The sequence below is a fragment of the Buchnera aphidicola (Artemisaphis artemisicola) genome (assembly GCF_005082365.1).
Taxonomy (GTDB): domain Bacteria; phylum Pseudomonadota; class Gammaproteobacteria; order Enterobacterales; family Enterobacteriaceae; genus Buchnera; species Buchnera aphidicola_AR.
The window spans coordinates 406,557-426,823 of record NZ_CP034900.1 but is presented as its reverse complement, the minus strand read 5'-3'; the positions used below and the strand labels follow the sequence as shown (position 1 = coordinate 426,823).

Sequence of the window (20,267 nt, the reverse complement as noted above, 5' to 3'; positions counted from 1 at the left end):
ATTACTAATATAGTGTCAAAAATATTATTTTATTATTGAATTTGTATTGCTAATAGGATAACATCCTAAAATTTTCATATAATTAGTAATTTTTTTGATTTTTTGAATAGCATTTTTCATGATAGGTGATGATAAATTTTCTTCAATGTCAATGTAAATAATTTCTTTCGATAAATTTTTTTTATCTTTTAGATGAATTAATTTATTCATAATTATTTTTCTTTTTTTTAATAAAAATCTTACTTGTTCAAGGATTTCTGATTTATTTTCTATACTACACATTAATATTGTTTTATTCTGTGAATTTTCATAAAATTTAATAGGATTTCTGCCTAATACAATAAATTTGGTAATATTTTTATTTATGTTAGATAAATTTTTTGATAAAATTTTCAATCCGTAAATTTTACTACCAATTTCACTTCCTAATGCTACTTTAGTTGCATCATTATATTTATCAATTATTTTCATTGCATCTGCTGTACTTTTAGTATGTTTAATTTTCCATCCTGGAAATTTTTCAATAAAATTGCTACATTGTTGAAATGGTTGAGGATGACTATATACTGTTTTAATTTTTTCTAATTGAATTTTTTCAACTCCCAATAAACAATGATTTATAATCATATTAATTTCTCCAATAATAAACAATTGAGTTTTTTTTAATAGATGAATAACTTCATAAATAAATCCAGAACAAGTGTTTTCTATTGGGAGAATAGCATAATCTGATTGATTTCCTTCAACTGATAAAATTACTTCTTCAAATGTTGAACATTCGTTTTTAATATATGTTTGAAAATTTTTATCTGCATATTTACATGCAGCAATATGAGAATAAGAACCTTTAGGACCAAGGAAAGAAACTCTATTAAGAATCGATTTATTAGCTTTATAAAATTTTTTTAACATTTCTTTTTGAGTCAATACTGATTCTTCAATTATTAGTTTAAATAATCGAGTAATATATTCAGGTTCTAAATAATATTTTTTTCCTAAGAGTATTAATTTTTCTAATATTTTTTTTTCTCTTTCTTTATCTCGTATAGCTTGATTATTTTTTATTTTAGATTTCGCTATTTTTAATACTAAATTTTTTCTTTTCGCTAATAACTGTACTATATTTTCATCAATGTTATTTATTTCATCACGAAAAGCCAATAAATAATTATTATTAGGCATAATTTGTTACCTATAAAATATATAATATATTTAAATTTAAATAGATATTTGAAAAATATTTTTATTAAAGAAATAATAACAAATTATATATAAAAAGGCCTTAAAAATTTTTTTATTAAAATACATTTAATATATCTTATTAATTCCAATCATAGTATTATTTTCTATATAAATAATTATATTTAAGTGAGTTTTTATATGAAAACTTTTTCAGCTAAATTAGATAATATTAAAAGAAATTGGTATTACGTAGACGCAACTAATAAAATCTTAGGAAGATTAGCAAGTGTTTTATCTTCATATCTAAGAGGAAAGCATAAAGTTGAGTACACCCCTCATCTTGATACAGGAGATTATATTATTGTTTTAAATGCTAATAAAATATTAGTGACAGGAAAAAAAAAGATTAACAAAATTTATTATCATCATACAGGCTATGTAGGTGGAATAAAACAATTTAGATTTGAAGAGATATTCTCTCGTCACCCAGAAAGAGTTATAGAAATTGCAGTAAAAGGAATGCTTCCAAAAGGCCCTTTAGGTCGTGCTATGTTTAAAAAATTAAAAATATTTCCAAATGAACATCATAGTCATATAGCACAATGTCCAAAATTATTAAATATTTAATAAAGAGGTATATAATAAATAATGAAAAATCAAAATTATGGTACTGGTCGTCGTAAAAGTTCTTCTGCTAGAGTTTTTCTTAGATCTGGCAATGGAGAGATTATTGTAAATAAACGTTCTTTAAATGAATATTTTGGTCGTGAAACCTCTTGCATGATTGTTCGTCAACCTCTAGAATTAGTTGATTTGATGAATAAATTTAATATTTACATAACTGTTAAAGGAGGTGGTATTTCTGGACAAGCCGGGGCTATTCGTCAAGGAATAACTCGTGCTTTAATTAAATATGATCAATCATTACGTTTTGAATTAAGAAAATCTGGATTTGTTACACGTGATTCACGTCAGGTCGAACGTAAAAAAGTAGGTTTTCGAAAAGCTAGAAAACGCCCTCAATTTTCTAAGCGTTAATATTTTATATAAAATATTATTTATATTTTTTTATAAGAACTTGGTTTTTTCAACAAACCGAGTTCTTTTTGTGTTTTTTTAAATATTGATGAATATCATTGCATAATTGTTTTGTACCAATTTGCTTTTTAGAAGAAATCAAATAATGTTTTCCTCTTATTTTGAATGTATGTTTTATTTCATTGATAATCTGATCAATTTTTTTTCTGCTTAATAAGTCTATTTTATTGAAAACTAACCATCTTGGTTTATCGTATAATTCAATGCTATATTTTTTTAATTCGTTTAAAACTAGATTTATATTATCAATAATATTATAATTATTTTGAGGAGTTAAATCAATAATATGAAGTAATAATTTACATCTTTCTAAATGTTTTAAAAAACGAATTCCTAATCCAGCACCTTCAGATGCTCCTTGAATTATACCGGGAATATCTGCAATAATAAATTTATTGTTACTTCCAGTTGTTACACTTCCTAAAATTGGATATAAAGTAGTAAATGGATAATCTGCAATTTTTGTTTTAGCACCAGATATATTTGTGACTAATGTAGATTTACCAACATTAGGCATTCCTAAAGTTCCTACATCAGCAATTAACCTTAATTCTAATTGTATATCTCTTTTTTCTCCTATAGTTCCTAATGTTCTTTTTCTAGGAGTTTGATTTGTAGAAGATTTAAATCTAGTATTTCCTAATCCATGCCAACCTCCTTTAGCAATTAATATTTTTTGTTTATGATTAATTAAATCACCTATAATTTCACGTGTTTGATGATTTATTATTTTTGTTCCAATAGGAACGTATATTTTAATATCTTTTCCTTTTTTACCAGAACAATTCCTACCTAGTCCGTTTTCTCCATTATCTGCTTTAAAAATTTTTTTGAATCGAAGATCAATAAGAGTATTGAGATTACTATTTGCTTCTAGCCATACACTTCCACCATCTCCACCATCTCCACCATCTGGACCGCCTTTAGGAATATATTTTTCTCTTCTAAAATTAATACAACCATTGCCACCGTTTCCAGCAATAACTTGTATGACAGTTTGATCAATAAATTTCATTTTTTTTCCATTTATGATGATTTTTCAAAAAAATATTTTAATATTTATTTTTTATTAAAAATTAATTATTTTTTCAAAATTATATAATTTTATATTAAAACAATATAACCCCTGTAGTAGGGGTTTTAAAAATGTTTAGTTTATTATATTTATATATGTTCTTTTTTTTAATCCTTTTTTTTTAAATTCTACTTTTCCTTTTTTAGTAGCAAAAATTGTATGATCTTTTCCACAACCTACATTTTTACCTGGATGAAATTTAGTACCTCGTTGTTTAACAATAATACTACCTGATGAAATCAACTCTCCTCCAAAACACTTCACACCTAGTCTTTGAGCGTTAGAATCTCGTCCATTTCTAGTTGAACCTCCAGCTTTTTTATGTGCCATTTATTTAACTTTCTCCTGAAATATAATTAATATTTATAATTTTTACATCAGTAAAACTTTGACGATGACCTTGTTGTTTCTTATAATGTTTGCGTCGGTTAAATTTAATAATTTTTATTTTTTTTAATCGACCGTGTTTTTCAATATTAGCTGTAATTTTTGCTCCTTTTATAAAAGGATTTCCAACTTGTGTAGAATTTTCACTAGAAATCATTAAAACTTGATCCAGATTTATAATTTTGCCAATTGGATCTTTTAGTTTTTCTAATCTAATAATTTGATTTTTAATTACTTTATATTGTTTTCCACCACTTATAAAAACTGCATACATAAAAAAATCTCCAATCATTAATAATTTATTTTTTCTAATGTTTTTATCAATAATTGATATTTCTATTTAATTTTGTCTTAGATAAAATAAACTATCTTTATAAAATTTTAATATCAGCACCTAATTTATTTAATTTTTTAGGAAATGATTCATATCCTCTAATAAGATGATAAGTTTTATTAACTATTGTAACACCTAAAGCAATACATCCAGCTAATACTAATGTAGCCGATGCTCGTAAATCACTACAAAAAACGTTTGAAGATAATAATTTAGGAGTTCCATAGGAAATAATAGTATTATTTTTTAATATGATTTTAGCGCCCATATTAATGAGTTCTGAAATATAAATAAAACGATTTTCAAATACTGTTTCCGTGATAGTTCCTATGCCTAAAGAAATTGTATTTAATAAAGCAAATTGAGCTTGTAAATCTGTTGGAAAACCAGGATAAGGAGCAGTTCGAATATTTAAAGCTTTAGGTCTTTTATCTCTCATATCTAATTTAATCCAATTTTTTCCTATTTGAATTTTAGCACCAGCATCAATTAATTTTAATAAAACGTTTGTTAAGTGTTTCGGTTCAGTATTATGACAAATAATACAACCTTTAGAAATTGCAGCAGCAACTAAAAAAGTACCTGTTTCAATTCTATCTGGTATTATTTGATGAGTTCCTCCAGTTAATTTTATCACACCTTTGATATATATTTTTTTGCTACCTGCACCAATAATATTAGCACCTAACGTATTTAAAAATTTAGCTATATCGACAATTTCTGGTTCACAAGCTGCATTATCAATTATTGTTATTCCTTGAGCTAGAGTGGCGGCACTCATGATAGTAATAGTAGCACCAACACTAATTTTTTCCATTAAAATATATTTTCCTTTTAAACGTCCTTGAACAGATGCAATAATACAGTCATTTTTAAAATTAATTTTTGCTCCTAATTTTATCAAACCATTTAAATGTAAATCTATAGGTCTACTCCCTATTTTACATCCTCCTGGTAAAAATATTTTAGCTTTTCCAAAACGTGCTAGAAGAGGAGCCAGCATCCATATAGATGCTCTAATTTTTTTTATTAAATGATATGGAGCACAAAAAACATTTATTGAACTTGGATCTATAAATAATATCTTTTTATATGTTATTTTTACTCCTACATATACAAGCAATTTAAGTGCTATATTAATATCTGTTAAATTTTTTGGAACATTTTTAATTTGTATTTTCCCCTCCGTTAATATACTCATGAATAAAATTGGTAAAGCGGCATTCTTAGCTCCAGAAATAGTAACACTACCACTTAAATTTTTATCACCTTCTATACATAATTTATTCATATATTAATGAGTCTCTATTGTTAATAGATTTTTTAATTATAAAAGATTTGAATTCTTTTTGTTTTTTTTCCATTCTTCAGGAGTATGTGTTATAATAGATACAGCATGAATATGTTTTTCTGTAATCATATTTATTAAAGGTATATAAACCATTTGTTGTCTTTTTACCTGACTAACTCCTCTAAATACCTCTCCTATAGCAACAATTTTAATATGATTTTCATCTCCTGTAATGTAAGTTTCTGTTAAATTTAATTCTTTAATAATTAGTTTTTTTATTTCTTGATTATCCATTTTTGAATGTACTTTTGATTAAATTTTTAATGTTTTGTAATAGTTTAAAAAATTATTAAATTTATTTAACATTTAAAATATATTAATAATTTATTTACTTAAAAATATATAAAAATGTCATTAATTTTTTAAATTTTTGATAAATTGTATTTTTTACTTTAAAATAATAGGAAATATTTTAAATATTTATTTTTTAAAATGCATCAAAATGATATTAAATAGATTATCATGTTTTTATATATTTCTAATTTATTCGAGTTATTTTATAAGTTCATTTGATTTTATAAGAAATAAAATTTTATGATTTTTTTTATGAATACTATAAAAAAATAGAAAATATTTTAATCTTTTAAAGTTTTATATAAATATCGCATATCTTATAATATAAAAAGTACATGCATTAAAAATATAATTTAATTTTTTTAAAAGTTTAAAAATATTTTCTATAATTATAAAAATTTTTTTACGATATTAGATAAAGAAATAATGGAGTGTCAATATGATTAATTTAATTCCAATGACTATAAGAGGTGCAGAAAAACTTCGTCAAGAACTTAAAAAATTAAAAAATATTAAACGTCCTCGTATTATTACTGCAATAGCAGAAGCTAGAGAACATGGCGATTTAAAAGAAAATGCTGAATATCATTCAGCTCGTGAAGAACAAAGTTTTTGTGAAGGTCGTATTAAAGAAATTGAATTAAAGTTATCTAATTCTCAAATTATAGATATAAAAAAAATATCCAATAAAGGACGAGTCATTTTTGGTTCTACTGTCAGTATTTTAAATATAAAAAAAAACGAAACATTTAGATACAAAATTGTAGGTGATGATGAATCAGATTTTAAAAAAAATTTAATTTCTATAAATTCGCCTATAGCAAGAGGTTTAGTTGGAAAAAAAAATAATACAATTGTTACTATACATACACCAGGAGGTGATGTGGAATATAAGATTTTAAAAATAGATTATATATAATTAGATTGTATATAAGTTAAACTGATAATTAAAATTTTTTAAAATAATATTAGAAATATGATTTATAAAAAAAAAAACAGTTCTAATCGTTGGTTATTAGAACATTTTAAAGATCTATATGTCAAGAAAGCAAAAAATAATAAAATACGTTCAAGAGCTTGGTTTAAATTAGAACAATTAGATAAAAGTAACAGAATATTTAAAACTAATATGAACGTAATTGACTTAGGCGCCGCTCCTGGAAGCTGGTCACAATATGCTGTGAGTAAAATTGGGAAAAAAGGTCGTATTATAGCCTGTGATATATTGCCTATAAAACCAATAACAGGTGTAGATATTTTTCAAGGAGATTTTAGTAATAAGAAAACATTAAACTTTATGTTAAATTCTTTTAGTCATATTAAGTTTCATTTAGTCATGTCAGACATGACTCCTAATATAACAGGACACTTTTCTATTGATATGCCTCGAATTATCAATTTAGCTAAATTAGCATTAAAAATATCAAATTATGTTTTATCTAAAAAGGGTATTTTTTTATTAAAATCATTTCAAGGAGAAGGGTTTAATGAGTTGTATAAAGAAATTAAAATATTTTTTAAACACATTAAAATTTGTAAACCTAAAACTTCTCGAACAAGATCTCGAGAAATATTCATCCTAGCAACCAGATAAAAATATTATAGAAATCTGTGTTGTTTGTTACATATAGATTCAATGAGAGGTTGTTCCTTTGAGTGACATGGTCAAAAACCTTATCTTCTGGTTAGTTATTACAGTTGTATTAATGTCTATTTTTCAAAATTTTAATACTAATGATGCAAATAATCATAAAGTTGATTATTCGACTTTTTTATCAGAAGTTAATCAAGATCAAGTTCGCGAAGCATATATTAACGGACGTATGATTAGTGTTACTAAGAAAGATAGCAGTAAATACACTACCTATATTCCTATTAATGATCCTAAACTATTAGATAATCTTTTAACAAAAAATGTTAAAATTGTTGGATCAGTTCCTGAAGAACCAAGTCTCCTAATTTCAATATTTATTTCTTGGTTTCCAATGTTATTACTGATTGGTGTATGGATTTTTTTTATGAGACAAATGCAAATGGGTGGCGGAAAAGGTGCAATGTTATTTGGCAAAAGTAAGGCACGTATGCTATCGGAAAATCAAATTCAAACTACTTTTGCAGATGTTGCTGGATGCGATGAAGCTAAAGAAGAAGTTAGTGAATTAGTTGAATATCTTAAGGAACCTAGCCGTTTTCAAAAATTAGGAGGAAAAATTCCAAGAGGCATATTAATGGTTGGTCCTCCTGGTACTGGTAAAACATTACTTGCAAAAGCAATAGCTGGAGAAGCAAAAGTTCCTTTTTTTACGATTTCTGGATCTGATTTTGTTGAAATGTTTGTCGGGGTTGGAGCTTCTCGAGTAAGAGACATGTTCGAAAATTCAAGAAAATCTGCACCATGTATAATTTTTATTGATGAAATTGATGCTGTAGGACGTCAAAGAGGAACTGGTCTAGGCGGTGGTCATGATGAAAGAGAACAAACGCTGAATCAAATGTTAGTAGAAATGGATGGTTTTGATGGAAACGAAGGTGTAATTTTAATAGCTGCGACTAATAGACCTGACGTTTTGGATCCCGCTTTGTTACGTCCAGGTCGTTTTGATCGTCAAGTTATTGTGCCACTTCCAGATATTCGCGGACGAGAACAAATTTTAAAAGTACATATGAGAAAAGTACCGTTATCTAAAGATGTTGATCCTATGATTATTGCACGTGGTACACCAGGTTTTTCCGGTGCTGATTTAGCGAATTTAGTTAATGAAGCAGCTCTTTTTGCAGCTAGATTTGATTGTCGTGTTGTCTCTATGTTGGAATTTGAGAAAGCGAAAGATAAAATGATGATGGGTTCTGAACGAAGATCAATGGTTATGAGTGATTTTCAAAAAGAATCTACTGCATATCATGAAGCTGGTCATGTTATTATTGGAAGATTAGTACCTGATCATGATCCTGCACATAAAGTTACTATTATTCCTAGAGGACGAGCTTTAGGAGTGACATTTTTTTTACCAGAATCAGATGCCCTTAGTATTAGTCGTCAAAAATTAGAAAGTCAAATATCTACTTTGTATGGTGGTCGTTTAGCAGAAGAAATAATTTATGGTACTAAAAATGTTTCAACTGGTGCTTGTAATGATATTAAAGTAGCTACTAATTTAGCAAGAAATATGGTAACTCAATGGGGATTTTCAGAAAAGTTAGGACCTTTATTGTATGCTGAAGAAGAAGAAGAAGTTTTTTTAGGACGCTCGGTAGCTAAAGCAAAACATGTTTCTAATGAAACAGCTAGAATTATTGATGAAGAAGTGAAGTTGTTAATTGAAATTAATTATAAAAGGGCTCAAAACATTTTAAATGAAAATATTGATATATTACATTCGATGAAAGATGCTTTAATAAAATATGAAACTATTGATGCATTACAAATTGATGATTTAATGGAAAGAAGAGAAGTGCGTGAACCAAAAGGATGGACAAAAACAGATATTAATAATTAATAATTTTATTTAAATCGGCAATATAAAACTAAAAGCTTTTTTTAAATATATTTATTTTATATTGTTTAGAATTCTTTAATTTAATATATATATTAAAATAAGATGAAGTGATAAAATTATCATGGCTTCATCTTATTTTTTAATAAAAAATTTCATTGTGATTTATTGCAAATATATACTTTAACAGTACAGGATTAAATTTATTATGACTTTTTTGCAATATTTTAAAACTGATGGTATACGTGGAAAATTAGGAAAAAATCCAATTACACCAAATTTTTTATTAAAATTAGGATGGGCTATTGGAACTGTTTTAGGTAAAAATAAAACAAAAAAAATTATTTTAGGAAGAGATACACGTATTTCTGGATGTATGTTGCAGTCTATTTTAGAATTTGGTATTTTATCTACTGGATCATCCACTTTGTTAGCTGATTGCATCCCTACTTCTGCTGTGTCATTTTTTACAAAGTTTTTAAATGCTTCTGCAGGTATTGTAATTTCCGGTTCTCACAATCTTTTTTATGACAATGGAATTAAAATTTTTTATAAAAATGGAATTAAACTAACAAAAAAAATAGAGTTTTCTATTGAAAAAGAAATAAAAAAAAATTTTTCATATTCTGATTCTATTAATTTTGGTTCTTCTAATAAAATTTTAGATCCTGAACATAAATATATTGAATTTTGTAAGAATACTTTTCCTAAACATTTAAATTTATCAAATTTTACTATTGTTTTAGATTGTGCTAATGGTTCGACTTTTAATGTTGCACCTAAAATTTTTCAAGATTTAGGAGCAAAAGTAATAACTGTTTCTATTACTCCAAATGGAGTGAATATTAATAAAAATTCAGGTTCAACAAATACATTGACATTAAAAAAATTAGTATTATTAGAAAAAGCAGATATTGGTTTAGCATTCGATGGTGATGGAGATCGCGTTATTATGATTGACCATTTAGGAAATGAAATAAATGGAGATCAAATAATTTACATCATCGCAAAAGAATATGAAAACTTAAATAAGTTAAAAGGCGGTGTAGTAGGCACATCAATGACTAATATGGGTGTAATTATAGGTCTTAAAAATCTTGGTATTCCGTTCTATGCAGCAGAAATAGGAGATCGTAATGTATATAAAAAAATGATAAAAAAAAAATCTATCATTGGAGCTGAACAATCAGGACATATTATTTTATTAGACAAACATTCTACTGGTGATGGAATTATAGCAAGTTTAGAAATTTTATTAATTATGCTTAATAATAATATGAGTTTATATTATTTATCGAATCAAATAAAGTTATTTCCTCAAGTAGTTTTAAATGTTTTTTTAAAAAGAGATACAAATTTAGAAAAGAGTTCTATTATAAAAAAAATTATTTTTAAATCTAAAAATATTTTAGGTAAAAACAGCCGTATATTACTTCGTAAATCTGGAACAGAACCGTATATTCGAATTATGGTTGAAGGTGAAAACTATATAAAAGTTCATAAAATCGCTTATGATATTGCAGATTCTGTTAAATTACTTTAAATTATATATTTATAAAATTATTTGTTATTTATTTAAAATTAGATAAGTAGGAAAAAAATATAAATGATATAATTATATATATTTCATTAAATTTTTATTTATAGATAATTTATATATAAGCTTTATATATATAAATTTTTTATTAAAAGCAATATATTATTATAAAAAATAATTTTAGTGCAACTAATAAACAATTGTTTATACAAAAGGAAAAAATTTTTTATGTATGTGTTTTTTTTAATGTTTTTTGTTTTTATTTCTATTTCTTTAATTGTTTTGATTTTATTGCAGCCAGGAAAAGCACTAAATAGTGCTACTAATTTAAATTCAAAAAATAATATAAAATTTTCCAATAATATTGGAGTAAATATTATCGCGGTATTTTCTTGTTTGTTTTTATTTGTCAGTATTATTTTATGTAATATTAATAACAAGAAAATAGATTCAGATTTTATTTTGACGGATATTTCAAAAAGCACTGTTTTGCAAAAATCTTTAAGAAATAAAACAACATTGAATTCTGATATACCTCATTAACAATTTTATATGTATAAATATACATAATAAATTATAATATATTTTACCGAGGTGGTGGAAATGGTAGACACGCTATCTTGAGGGGATAGTGCCGAATAGGCGTATGGGTTCAAATCCCTTTCTCGGTATTAAATTCTATTTGATTAAAAATTTTTGAACTTAAATAATGAAATTTTTATTAAAAAAAAAATTTAAACATGCTTAATCTTGTTAATATAATTTAATATATAGGGCGATATTACCTGTAACCCCGAAAATTCGGGGTTTTTTATTAGAATATTTATTCTAAGTCATATCATTTTAATAAATTTTTAAATATTAGCTAATAATTAATTATATAAACTCTTGATTAATAAAAATTAGTGTATTAATCATCTAATTTTATAATTAAATTTGTTTGCAATTAATACATGTCAAATAAGTTCATATTATTCATTTAAAAATTTTTATTTTGAGGTTCTCTAAGATGAATAAAGAAATCTTAGCTGTTGTAGAGGCTGTTTCTAACGAAAAATCTCTCCCTCGTGAAAAAATTTTTGAAGCTTTAGAAATTGCATTAGCAACCGCTACTAAAAAAAAACATGAACAAGAAATTGATGTTAGAGTTAGTATAAATCGTAAAAATGGAAATTTTACTACTTTTCGACGTTGGATGGTAGTAGATATAGTAACTCAACCTACTAGAGAAATTACTTTAGAAGCAGCTTGTTTTGAAGGTGAAAAAGTTAAGATAAATGATTATATTGAAGATAAAATCAAATCTGTCAATTTTGATAGAATAACTACTCAAACTGCTAAACAAGTAATTGTTCAAAAAGTTCGTGAAGCTGAACGAGCAATGCTAGTAGACCAATTTCGAAAATATACTGGTCAAATTATTACTGGCATAGTAAAAAAAATTAATCGAGACAATTTAATTTTAGATTTAGGAAATAATGCTGAAGCATTAATTTTGCGTGAAGGCATGTTACCTCGAGAAAATTTTCGTCCAGGTGATCGTATTCGTGGAGTTTTATATGGTGTATATCCTGAATCTCGTGGTGCTCAATTGTTTATTAGTCGTTCAAAAATTGAAATGCTTATTGAATTGTTCAGAATAGAAGTTCCTGAAATTGGTGAACAAGTTATTGAAATAAAAGCAGCTGCACGCGATCCAGGTTCTCGTGCGAAAATTGCAGTTAAAACTAATGATAAGCGAATAGATCCTATAGGAGCTTGTGTAGGAATGAGAGGAGCTCGTGTACAAGCAGTGTCTAGCGAATTATGTGGAGAACGTATTGATATTATTTTATGGGACGATAATCCTGCACAATTTGTCATTAATGCTATGGCTCCAGCTGATGTTGTTTCTATTATAGTAGATGAAGATCATCATACTATGGATATAGCTGTAGATTCTAACAATTTAGCACAAGCTATTGGTAGAAATGGTCAAAATGTCCGTTTAGCTTCTCAAATTAGTGGTTGGGAATTAAATGTTATGACTACAGAAGATTTGCATTCCAAACATCAAGAAGAAGCTCATGCTGCTTTTGATACTTTTAAAAAAAATTTGAACATCAATGAAAAAATTATTAAAATTTTAGTAAAAGAAGGTTTTTCTTCTCTTGAAGAATTAGCTTATATTCCATTTAATGAATTATTAGAAATTAAGAATTTAACTAAAGAAGAAATTTTATCAGTACGTGAAAATGCAAAAACCAAATTATTGTCAATAGAATCAGATAAGAAAAATAGTATACAGGAAAAAAAAATAGCAGAAGATTTATTAAAAATTACTGGTATGAATAAAGTTTTAGCTTTGCAGTTAGCTGAAAAAAATATATTTACTTTAGAAGAATTAGCTGATCAAGGAATAGATGATTTGACTGATATTAAGAATTTAAATTCTGAACAAGCTGGTTTATTAATTATGACTGCTCGTAATATCTGTTGGTTTGGTAGTGAAGTCTGATAAATAGGAAGAAATAGAATGACAGATATAAGTTTAACAATATTATCTAATGAAATAAAAATATCTATTAACGAATTAATAAAAGAATTATCTCACATTGGTATAATGGTCAATAAACAAAATAGTATTTCTAAAATACAAAAAAAAATTTTATTAAAACATTTAGAATCTAAAAATAAAGCTTCTTTAAAAACCTTTATTTTACAAAGAAAAACACGTAGTACTTTAAGTGTTTCGACTATTGGAGGAAAAAATAAATCTGTTCAAATAGAAGTTAGAAAAAAAAGAACTTATTTAAAAAACAACAAATCTGATACTGAAGTATTATTAAATGCTGTAAAAAAAAATAAATCTGAAATAAATAAAGATATAAATGTATTTAAAAAACCAATAGAAAAAAAATATAAAAATGATTCAAAGACAAAAAAACTAAACAGCTTAAAAAAAACAAATAATCTTAATCAAGATGAAAAAAATAAAAAATTAAAAAAAAATATGGAATCTAATTTTTCTGATTTAAATAAGAAGAAAAAAACAAAAGAAAATATAAATAATTGGCAATTTCATAAAGAAGATAAAAAAGATTATCATTTAAGTACTTTTTTACATGTTCATGAAGCTGAAGATGATAATGATCGAGAAATAGAAACAGAAAAAAGAAATAATAGAATTGTAAAAAATTCTCGTCAAAAGAAAAGTAATAAAAATAATTATAATGGGAAATATTATAAAGAAGAAATTCGTCTATCTAGTCGTACTAAAAGGAATATTAAGAAAAAAAATAAACCTATTTTATTACAGCAAATTTTTCAAAAACCTGAATCTGTGATTAATCGAGATGTTATCATTAGCGATGCGATTTCTGTATCTGATTTGGCAAACAAAATGGCTGTAAAAAGTTCAGAAGTAATTAAAATTATGATGAATATGGGTATTATAGGAAATATTAATCATGTTTTAGATCAGGATACAGCTCAATTAATTGCAGAAGAAATGGGTCATAAAGTTATTATACATAGAGAAAATGAATTAGAAGAATTAATCATGAAAGATCGTGATATAGGCGATAGTACGGCTTTAATTAGAGCTCCAGTTGTCACTATAATGGGACATGTAGATCATGGAAAAACGTCTTTATTAGATTATATTCGTTCTACAAAAACAGCATTTTATGAAGCCGGGGGAATTACACAAAAAATTGGTGCTTATCATGTACATACTGATTTAGGTTCTATTACTTTTTTAGATACACCTGGACATTCAGCGTTTACTTCAATGAGATCTCGTGGAGTTCAAATAACTGATATTGTAGTGTTAGTCGTATCTATAGATGACGGGGTTATGCCACAAACAATTGAAGCTATTCAGCATGCAAAAGATGCGAATGTTCCATTAATAGTTGCTATTAATAAAATTGATAAAATAGATACTGATATTGATAAAATAAAAAATGATTTAATGAAATATAATATTGTTTCAGAAGAATGGGGTGGTGAAAATATATTTGTACCTGTTTCAGCAAAAACAGGACAGGGTATCGATCAATTATTACATACAATTTTATTGCAAGCAGAAATGCTAGAATTAAAAGCAGTATCTACAGGTATGGCCGAAGGTGTTGTTATAGAATCTTCTCTTGACAAAGGTCGAGGACCAATAGCTACTGTATTAGTTCAGAAAGGTAATCTAAAAAAAGGTGATATTATTTTATGTGGATTTGAATATGGTCGTATTAAAATGTTACGCAATGAAGTTGGAAAAGAAATATTAAATGCAGGACCATCTATTCCAGTAGAAATTTTAGGATTATCTAAAGTACCTTTTTCAGGAGATGTTGTTACTGTAGTACGTGATGAAAAAAAAGCTAGAGAAGTTGCATCTTATCGAAAGGAAAAATCTCGTGAGATAAAACTATTAAATCAAAATAAAATAAATTTAGATAATATGTTTAAAAATATTAATAAAAATAATATTTCTGAATTAAAAATTATTCTTAAATCTGATATACAAGGTTCTTTAGAAGCTATTTCTGGAGCTTTATTAAAACTATCTACTAATGAAGTAAAAATTAAAATAATAGGTTTAGGTATTGGAGGTATTACAGAAACAGATGCTTCTTTAGCTGTAGCGTCTAACGCTATTATATTGGGATTTAATGTTCGTGCAGATTCTTCTGCTAAAAAAATTATTAATTCTGAACATTTAGATCTTAGATATTATTCAGTTATTTATGATTTACTTGATGAAGTAAAGTCTGCTATGACTGGTCTTTTATCTCCTGAATATAAAGAAAATATAATTGGATTAGCTGAAGTAAGAAATACATTTAAATCTCCTAAATTTGGTTTAATTGCTGGATGTATGGTTACAGAAGGTATTATTAAAAGAAACAATCCTATTCATATATTAAGAGATAATGTAGTTATATATGAAGGTGAGTTAGAATCATTACGTCGTTTTAAAGAAGATATAAATGAAATACGGAATGGATTAGAATGTGGAATTGGTATAAAAAATTACAATGACATACGTGTTGGGGATATTATAGAAGTATTTGAAGTAAATGAAGTTAAAAGAATATTATAAATAATAATATTTTTATAAGAAATTTTATTTGGTGATGTAATTATGGAAAAACTATTTAATCGATCTGCTCGTATTGCTCAAGAATTACAAAAAAAAATAGCTATGATTATACAGCATTCAATTAAAGATCCTCGTATTAACACAATAATAACTGTTTCAGAAGTTCAAGTTTCAAAAGATTTATCTCATGCTCGAATATTTATTAGTTTTTTAAAAAACGACGATCAATTAAATATAAAAAAAATTTTAATTTTATTAAATAAAGCTTCTGGTTATATTCGTAAATTATTATGTCAAAAAATGAGATTAAGAATTATACCTAATATTATTTTTTATTATGATGACTCATTTTTAAAAGGTAATAAAATTTCTTTAATTTTAAAAGATTTAGTAAAAAATAAAAAAACAAGTTATTTTCAAAATAAAATAAAGGATAAATAGATGTTTTTTTGTAAAAAACGCCATGTTCATGGATTGTTATTATTAGATAAACCTCAAGGAATGTCTTCTAATAATGCTTTACAAAAAGTCAAATCGATTTTCAATGCAAAAAAAGCAGGATATATTGGTACTTTGGATCCTTTAGCAACAGGAATGTTGCCTATTTGCTTTGGAGAATCTACAAAATTTTCTTCTTATTTAACAGAATCTAATAAACGATATCATGTTATTGCTAAATTAGGTGAAAATACGTCTACATCTGATTCTGATGGTATAATTATAAAAAAACGTTCCATATTTTTTACTCCTGATAAGCTTTATGCTTCTATAAAAGAATTAACTGGTTTAATTGATCAAATTCCTTCTATGTATTCAGCCATTAAACATAATGGTATACCATTATATAAATATGCACGTCAAGGCATAAGTATTCTACGTAATTCAAGAAAAGTTTCAATATATAAAATATATTCAATAAATCAAAAAGATAATCTAATTGAGTTTAAAGTTTTTTGTTCAAAAGGCACTTATATTCGAACATTAGTTGAAGATTTAGGAGAAAAATTAGAATGTGGAGCACATGTAATTTTTTTGCGTCGTTTACAAGTAGGATATTATCCATATACCAAATTAGTTAAAATCTCTTATTTAGATCAATTATTAAATGAATTAGATTCTCAGAATATCAATTTTTTTAAAAAAATAGATAATTTATTAATGCCTATAGATAGTCCTATATCTTTTTTACCTCAAGTATTTATTTCTTATAAAAAATTGTATACTTTTAAACTGGGACAATCAATATATTTAAATTCTCATATTAAAAATAGTCTAGTACGTGTAATAGAAATTGAAAATAAAAAATTTATTGGATTAGGAAAAATTAATAATGAGAGCATGTTAATTCCATATCGACTAGTTTCTACATCTAGCAATTAAGTTGTTAACTATTCAATTTTATATTAGCATGATATTATTTTTTTAAATAATTTATTGTTTAATAGGTAACAACTCAAAAGATTTTATATATATATGGAGTATTATTATATGTCTTTATCTTCAACAGATACAAAAAAAATTATTTTGCAGTATGGTAAGTCCAAAAAAGATAGTGGCATGACAGAAGTTCAAATTGCACTTTTAACGAATCAAATTAATCATCTTCAAACGCATTTTTCTCAACATAAAAAAGATCATTGTAGTCGTAGAGGTCTTTTAAATATGGTTTCAAAACGTCGTAAATTATTAGATTATTTAAAGAAAAAAAATATATCTCGTTATACTGTTTTAATTGAAGATTTAAATATCAGACGATAAATAGTGTATTTAAAACATATAAAATTTTATTTTAATAAATATATATATATTTTTTTGTAAAGGGCTTTATGAGCCCTTTTTTTACAATTTTAAATTAAATGTTAATGAATAATAAAATTTTTAAAATACAATTTATTTTTATTAAAAAATTTGTTTTATCTTAAGGATATTATTTTGCTAAATCCAATTGTACGTAAATTTCAATATGGTCAACATACTATTACTTTAGAAACAGGCATAATGGCTCGACAGGCTACAGCTGCTGTTATGGCTAGTATGGATGATACGGCAGTTTTTGTTACTGTTGTTGGACAAAAAAACATAAATATAGGACAAAAGTTTTTTCCACTTACTGTTAATTATCAAGAACGCACATATGCTGCAGGTCGTATACCTGGTGGTTTTTTTAGAAGAGAAGGTCGTCCCAGTGAAAATGAAATATTAATAGCTCGATTAATAGATCGACCTATTCGTCCATTATTTCCAAAAAATTTTCTAAATGAAGTGCAAATAATTGCAACAGTAGTATCCGTTAATCCACAAATCAATCCTGATATAATTTCTATTATAGGTGCATCTGCAGCTCTTAGCTTATCAGGTATTCCGTTTTACGGACCAGTTGGAGCTGCTCGAGTCGGTTATATTAATAATCAGTATATACTAAATCCTATTAGTGATGATATAAAAAATAGTTCTTTAGATTTGGTTATCTCAGGAACTCAAAATGCCGTACTTATGGTAGAAGCTGAATCTCAAATACTTACTGAAGAACAGATTCTTGGAGCTATTATATTTGGTCATCAACAACAACAAGTGGTAATTAATAATATCCGTTCATTAGCAAATGAAGCTAGTAAATTACCTTGGACAGTATCTTATCCAGAAATAAATAGACAATTAGAATCAAAAATTATTGAATTATCTGAAAAAGATATAAGTAATGCTTATTTTATTTTTAATAAGCAAGAAAGATTTGAAAAATTAAATTTTATTAAAGAAGAGATAATAAAATTCTTTTTTGAAGAGAACAATAATGTAGATCTTTTAGAAATAGAAAATATTCTCCAAAAAATTGAAAAAAAAATTGTTCGTAAACGTATATTAAATAATCAAATACGTATTGATGGACGTGAAAAAGACATGATTAGAGCTTTAGATGTACGAACTGGTATTTTACCTCGTACACATGGCTCAGCATTGTTTACTCGAGGAGAAACGCAATCTTTAGTTTCTGTAACTCTAGGAACATCTCGAGATGCGCAAAATTTAGATGAACTATTAGGTGATAGAACAGATAATTTTTTATTTCATTATAATTTTCCTCCTTATTCTGTAGGGGAAATAGGAATAGTTGGCTCACCTAAAAGAAGAGAAATCGGACATGGTCGTCTTGCTAAAAGAAGTCTTTTAGCTGTAATGCCTAAAATAGATGATTTTCCTTATACTATTAGAATAGTATCTGAAATTACTGAATCTAATGGTTCTTCTTCTATGGCTTCTGTTTGTGGTGCATCTTTAGCTTTAATGGATGCAGGAGTTCCTATTAAATCAGCGGTTGCTGGAATAGCTATGGGATTAGTTAAAGAGAAAGATAAATATGTTTTATTATCAGATATTTTAGGTGATGAAGATCATTTAGGAGATATGGATTTTAAGGTTTCGGGTACTAAAGAAGGAATTACAGCATTGCAAATGGATATGAAAATTGAAGGAATTAATAAGGAAATTATTCGTTCAGCTTTATATGAAGCAAAATCTGCTAGATTGCATATTTTAAATATTATGAATCAAGCATTAAGTAAATCAAGAAATGAAATTTCTGAATTTGCACCTCGAATTCATACTATTAAAATAAATCCTGAAAAGATTAAAGATGTAATAGGAAAAGGAGGGTCTGTAATTCGAATGCTAACTGAAGAAACGGGTACTATAATTGAAATTGAAGATGATGGTACAGTAAAAATATCAGCTACTGTTAGAGAAAAAGCAAAAAATGCTATTCGTAGAATTAAAGAAATTACAGCTGAAATTGAAGTAGGTCGTATTTATTCTGGAAAAGTTACTCGAATTGTTGACTTTGGAGCTTTTGTTTCAATTGGTATTGGAAAAGAAGGTTTAGTACATATATCTCAAATTTCTGATAAAAGAGTAGATAGAGTATCTAATCATTTAAAAATTGATCAGATTATATCTGTAAAAGTTTTAGAAATAGATCGTCAAGGACGTTTAAGATTAAGTATTAAAGAAATAGAAAATTCTATTATTTCTAATAAATCAATAAATAATGTTATTATCTGATATAATTATTTTTACTTAATATTATTTATGTTATTTTATTTTTAGTAAAAATTTTAAAACATTATTAATAAAATATAGCTTTATATCTTTTCAGATAGTACCATATAAATATAAACATTATAAAATTTAATTTATCTTATTTTCAAGATTATTTTTTTGATAAAACAATTTAATCTTTTAAAAAATAAACTTTACTTGATTGCTAATGTTATTTTTTTATACAGATATTTTATGTTTAAAAATCATTAGCAATAAATAATAAACATTATAATTGGTTTTAAAAAAATCAATTTTTCACTTTTATATCATTTATTTGAGCCGGTTCACAACTTTCAATGAGAACAAATAAAAATTTTCATAATGAGCTATGTAGACT

19 protein-coding genes and 1 tRNA gene are annotated in these 20,267 nt (G+C 25.6%); 14 read left to right on the top strand and 6 right to left on the bottom strand.

Annotation, left to right across the window (positions count from 1 at the left end; all coding sequences use genetic code 11):
• Positions 1 to 24: 24 nt before the first annotated feature.
• The gene (locus D9V59_RS01980; protein ID WP_158364602.1) at positions 25 to 1,182 is read right to left on the bottom strand and encodes a chorismate mutase; all 1,158 of its coding nucleotides are present in this window, start codon (positions 1,180 to 1,182) and stop codon (positions 25 to 27) included.
• A gap of 198 nt (positions 1,183 to 1,380) precedes the next feature.
• Here D9V59_RS01980 and rplM point away from each other — a divergent pair, with 198 nt between their 5' ends.
• Positions 1,381 to 1,809 carry a 50S ribosomal protein L13 gene (gene rplM / locus D9V59_RS01975; protein WP_158364600.1) on the top strand — a complete coding sequence of 143 codons (429 nt, stop codon included), beginning with the start codon at positions 1,381 to 1,383 and terminating at the stop codon, positions 1,807 to 1,809.
• An 18-nt stretch (positions 1,810 to 1,827) separates the two neighbouring features.
• Complete coding sequence (gene rpsI / locus D9V59_RS01970) at positions 1,828 to 2,220, top strand: 30S ribosomal protein S9 (protein ID WP_158364598.1); 393 nt, start codon at positions 1,828 to 1,830, stop codon at positions 2,218 to 2,220.
• A 49-nt stretch (positions 2,221 to 2,269) separates the two neighbouring features.
• Here rpsI and cgtA read toward each other — a convergent pair whose 3' ends face one another.
• The 5 genes from cgtA to D9V59_RS01945 all read right to left on the bottom strand — a co-directional run bounded on the left by cgtA (position 2,270) and on the right by D9V59_RS01945 (position 5,661).
• Positions 2,270 to 3,295, bottom strand: coding sequence for an Obg family GTPase CgtA (gene cgtA / locus D9V59_RS01965; protein ID WP_158364596.1), 1,026 nt, complete (start codon positions 3,293 to 3,295; stop codon positions 2,270 to 2,272).
• Between the two features lie 135 nt (positions 3,296 to 3,430).
• The gene (gene rpmA / locus D9V59_RS01960) at positions 3,431 to 3,685 is read right to left on the bottom strand and encodes a 50S ribosomal protein L27 (protein WP_158364593.1); all 255 of its coding nucleotides are present in this window, start codon (positions 3,683 to 3,685) and stop codon (positions 3,431 to 3,433) included.
• Between the two features lie 4 nt (positions 3,686 to 3,689).
• Positions 3,690 to 4,016 carry a 50S ribosomal protein L21 gene (gene rplU, locus D9V59_RS01955; RefSeq protein WP_158364591.1) on the bottom strand — a complete coding sequence of 109 codons (327 nt, stop codon included), beginning with the start codon at positions 4,014 to 4,016 and terminating at the stop codon, positions 3,690 to 3,692.
• Positions 4,017 to 4,113: 97 nt separating this feature from the next.
• A complete protein-coding gene (gene murA, locus D9V59_RS01950; RefSeq protein ID WP_158364589.1) occupies positions 4,114 to 5,367 on the bottom strand; it encodes a UDP-N-acetylglucosamine 1-carboxyvinyltransferase in 1,254 nt (417 codons plus the stop codon).
• 36 nt (positions 5,368 to 5,403) lie between these two features.
• Complete coding sequence (locus tag D9V59_RS01945; RefSeq protein ID WP_158364587.1) at positions 5,404 to 5,661, bottom strand: BolA family protein; 258 nt, start codon at positions 5,659 to 5,661, stop codon at positions 5,404 to 5,406.
• Positions 5,662 to 6,160: 499 nt separating this feature from the next.
• On the opposite strand from D9V59_RS01945, the gene greA reads away from it, so the two are divergent.
• The 12 genes from greA (at position 6,161) to pnp (ending at position 19,891) form a co-directional block, all read left to right on the top strand.
• The gene (gene greA, locus D9V59_RS01940) at positions 6,161 to 6,640 is read left to right on the top strand and encodes a transcription elongation factor GreA (RefSeq protein ID WP_158364585.1); all 480 of its coding nucleotides are present in this window, start codon (positions 6,161 to 6,163) and stop codon (positions 6,638 to 6,640) included.
• Positions 6,641 to 6,697: 57 nt separating this feature from the next.
• Positions 6,698 to 7,315, top strand: a complete 618-nt coding sequence (locus D9V59_RS01935) for an RlmE family RNA methyltransferase (RefSeq protein WP_158364583.1) — start codon at positions 6,698 to 6,700, stop codon at positions 7,313 to 7,315.
• 67 nt (positions 7,316 to 7,382) lie between these two features.
• Complete coding sequence (gene ftsH, locus D9V59_RS01930) at positions 7,383 to 9,218, top strand: ATP-dependent zinc metalloprotease FtsH (protein ID WP_158364581.1); 1,836 nt, start codon at positions 7,383 to 7,385, stop codon at positions 9,216 to 9,218.
• A gap of 205 nt (positions 9,219 to 9,423) precedes the next feature.
• Positions 9,424 to 10,758: a phosphoglucosamine mutase gene (gene glmM / locus D9V59_RS01925; RefSeq protein ID WP_158364579.1), complete on the top strand. Its 1,335-nt coding sequence runs from the start codon at positions 9,424 to 9,426 to the stop codon at positions 10,756 to 10,758.
• A 222-nt stretch (positions 10,759 to 10,980) separates the two neighbouring features.
• Positions 10,981 to 11,295, top strand: coding sequence for a preprotein translocase subunit SecG (gene secG / locus D9V59_RS01920; protein ID WP_158364577.1), 315 nt, complete (start codon positions 10,981 to 10,983; stop codon positions 11,293 to 11,295).
• A gap of 45 nt (positions 11,296 to 11,340) precedes the next feature.
• Positions 11,341 to 11,423 (top strand) — tRNA-Leu (locus D9V59_RS01915).
• Positions 11,424 to 11,761: 338 nt separating this feature from the next.
• The gene (gene nusA / locus D9V59_RS01910) at positions 11,762 to 13,249 is read left to right on the top strand and encodes a transcription termination factor NusA (RefSeq protein WP_158364575.1); all 1,488 of its coding nucleotides are present in this window, start codon (positions 11,762 to 11,764) and stop codon (positions 13,247 to 13,249) included.
• An 18-nt stretch (positions 13,250 to 13,267) separates the two neighbouring features.
• Positions 13,268 to 15,835 (top strand): translation initiation factor IF-2, encoded by a 2,568-nt coding sequence (gene infB / locus D9V59_RS01905; RefSeq protein WP_158364573.1) that lies wholly within the window; start codon positions 13,268 to 13,270, stop codon positions 15,833 to 15,835.
• Positions 15,836 to 15,877: 42 nt separating this feature from the next.
• On the top strand, positions 15,878 to 16,276 hold the full coding sequence (rbfA, locus tag D9V59_RS01900; protein WP_158364571.1) for a 30S ribosome-binding factor RbfA: 399 nt from the start codon (positions 15,878 to 15,880) through the stop codon (positions 16,274 to 16,276).
• Positions 16,277 to 17,215 (top strand): tRNA pseudouridine(55) synthase TruB, encoded by a 939-nt coding sequence (gene truB / locus D9V59_RS01895; protein ID WP_158364569.1) that lies wholly within the window; start codon positions 16,277 to 16,279, stop codon positions 17,213 to 17,215.
• Positions 17,216 to 17,323: 108 nt separating this feature from the next.
• Positions 17,324 to 17,593 (top strand): 30S ribosomal protein S15, encoded by a 270-nt coding sequence (rpsO, locus tag D9V59_RS01890; protein ID WP_158364567.1) that lies wholly within the window; start codon positions 17,324 to 17,326, stop codon positions 17,591 to 17,593.
• Between the two features lie 174 nt (positions 17,594 to 17,767).
• Complete coding sequence (gene pnp / locus D9V59_RS01885) at positions 17,768 to 19,891, top strand: polyribonucleotide nucleotidyltransferase (RefSeq protein ID WP_158364565.1); 2,124 nt, start codon at positions 17,768 to 17,770, stop codon at positions 19,889 to 19,891.
• Positions 19,892 to 20,267: the final 376 nt, after the last annotated feature.

What these genes read in the sequence shown, in the direction of transcription:
- secG (WP_158364577.1), top strand. Translation starts at nt 10,981, where the DNA reads ATGTATGTGTTTTTTTTAATGTTTTTTGTTTTTATTTCTATTTCTTTA.
- rbfA (WP_158364571.1), top strand. Translation starts at nt 15,878, where the DNA reads ATGGAAAAACTATTTAATCGATCTGCTCGTATTGCTCAAGAATTACAA.
- greA (WP_158364585.1), top strand. Translation starts at nt 6,161, where the DNA reads ATGATTAATTTAATTCCAATGACTATAAGAGGTGCAGAAAAACTTCGT.
- rplU (WP_158364591.1), bottom strand. Translation starts at nt 4,016, where the DNA reads ATGTATGCAGTTTTTATAAGTGGTGGAAAACAATATAAAGTAATTAAA.
- D9V59_RS01980 (WP_158364602.1), bottom strand. Translation starts at nt 1,182, where the DNA reads ATGCCTAATAATAATTATTTATTGGCTTTTCGTGATGAAATAAATAAC.
- D9V59_RS01935 (WP_158364583.1), top strand. Translation starts at nt 6,698, where the DNA reads ATGATTTATAAAAAAAAAAACAGTTCTAATCGTTGGTTATTAGAACAT.
- D9V59_RS01945 (WP_158364587.1), bottom strand. Translation starts at nt 5,661, where the DNA reads ATGGATAATCAAGAAATAAAAAAACTAATTATTAAAGAATTAAATTTA.
- rplM (WP_158364600.1), top strand. Translation starts at nt 1,381, where the DNA reads ATGAAAACTTTTTCAGCTAAATTAGATAATATTAAAAGAAATTGGTAT.
- infB (WP_158364573.1), top strand. Translation starts at nt 13,268, where the DNA reads ATGACAGATATAAGTTTAACAATATTATCTAATGAAATAAAAATATCT.
- murA (WP_158364589.1), bottom strand. Translation starts at nt 5,367, where the DNA reads ATGAATAAATTATGTATAGAAGGTGATAAAAATTTAAGTGGTAGTGTT.
- glmM (WP_158364579.1), top strand. Translation starts at nt 9,424, where the DNA reads ATGACTTTTTTGCAATATTTTAAAACTGATGGTATACGTGGAAAATTA.
- cgtA (WP_158364596.1), bottom strand. Translation starts at nt 3,295, where the DNA reads ATGAAATTTATTGATCAAACTGTCATACAAGTTATTGCTGGAAACGGT.
- rpsO (WP_158364567.1), top strand. Translation starts at nt 17,324, where the DNA reads ATGTCTTTATCTTCAACAGATACAAAAAAAATTATTTTGCAGTATGGT.
- ftsH (WP_158364581.1), top strand. Translation starts at nt 7,383, where the DNA reads ATGGTCAAAAACCTTATCTTCTGGTTAGTTATTACAGTTGTATTAATG.
- rpmA (WP_158364593.1), bottom strand. Translation starts at nt 3,685, where the DNA reads ATGGCACATAAAAAAGCTGGAGGTTCAACTAGAAATGGACGAGATTCT.
- nusA (WP_158364575.1), top strand. Translation starts at nt 11,762, where the DNA reads ATGAATAAAGAAATCTTAGCTGTTGTAGAGGCTGTTTCTAACGAAAAA.
- truB (WP_158364569.1), top strand. Translation starts at nt 16,277, where the DNA reads ATGTTTTTTTGTAAAAAACGCCATGTTCATGGATTGTTATTATTAGAT.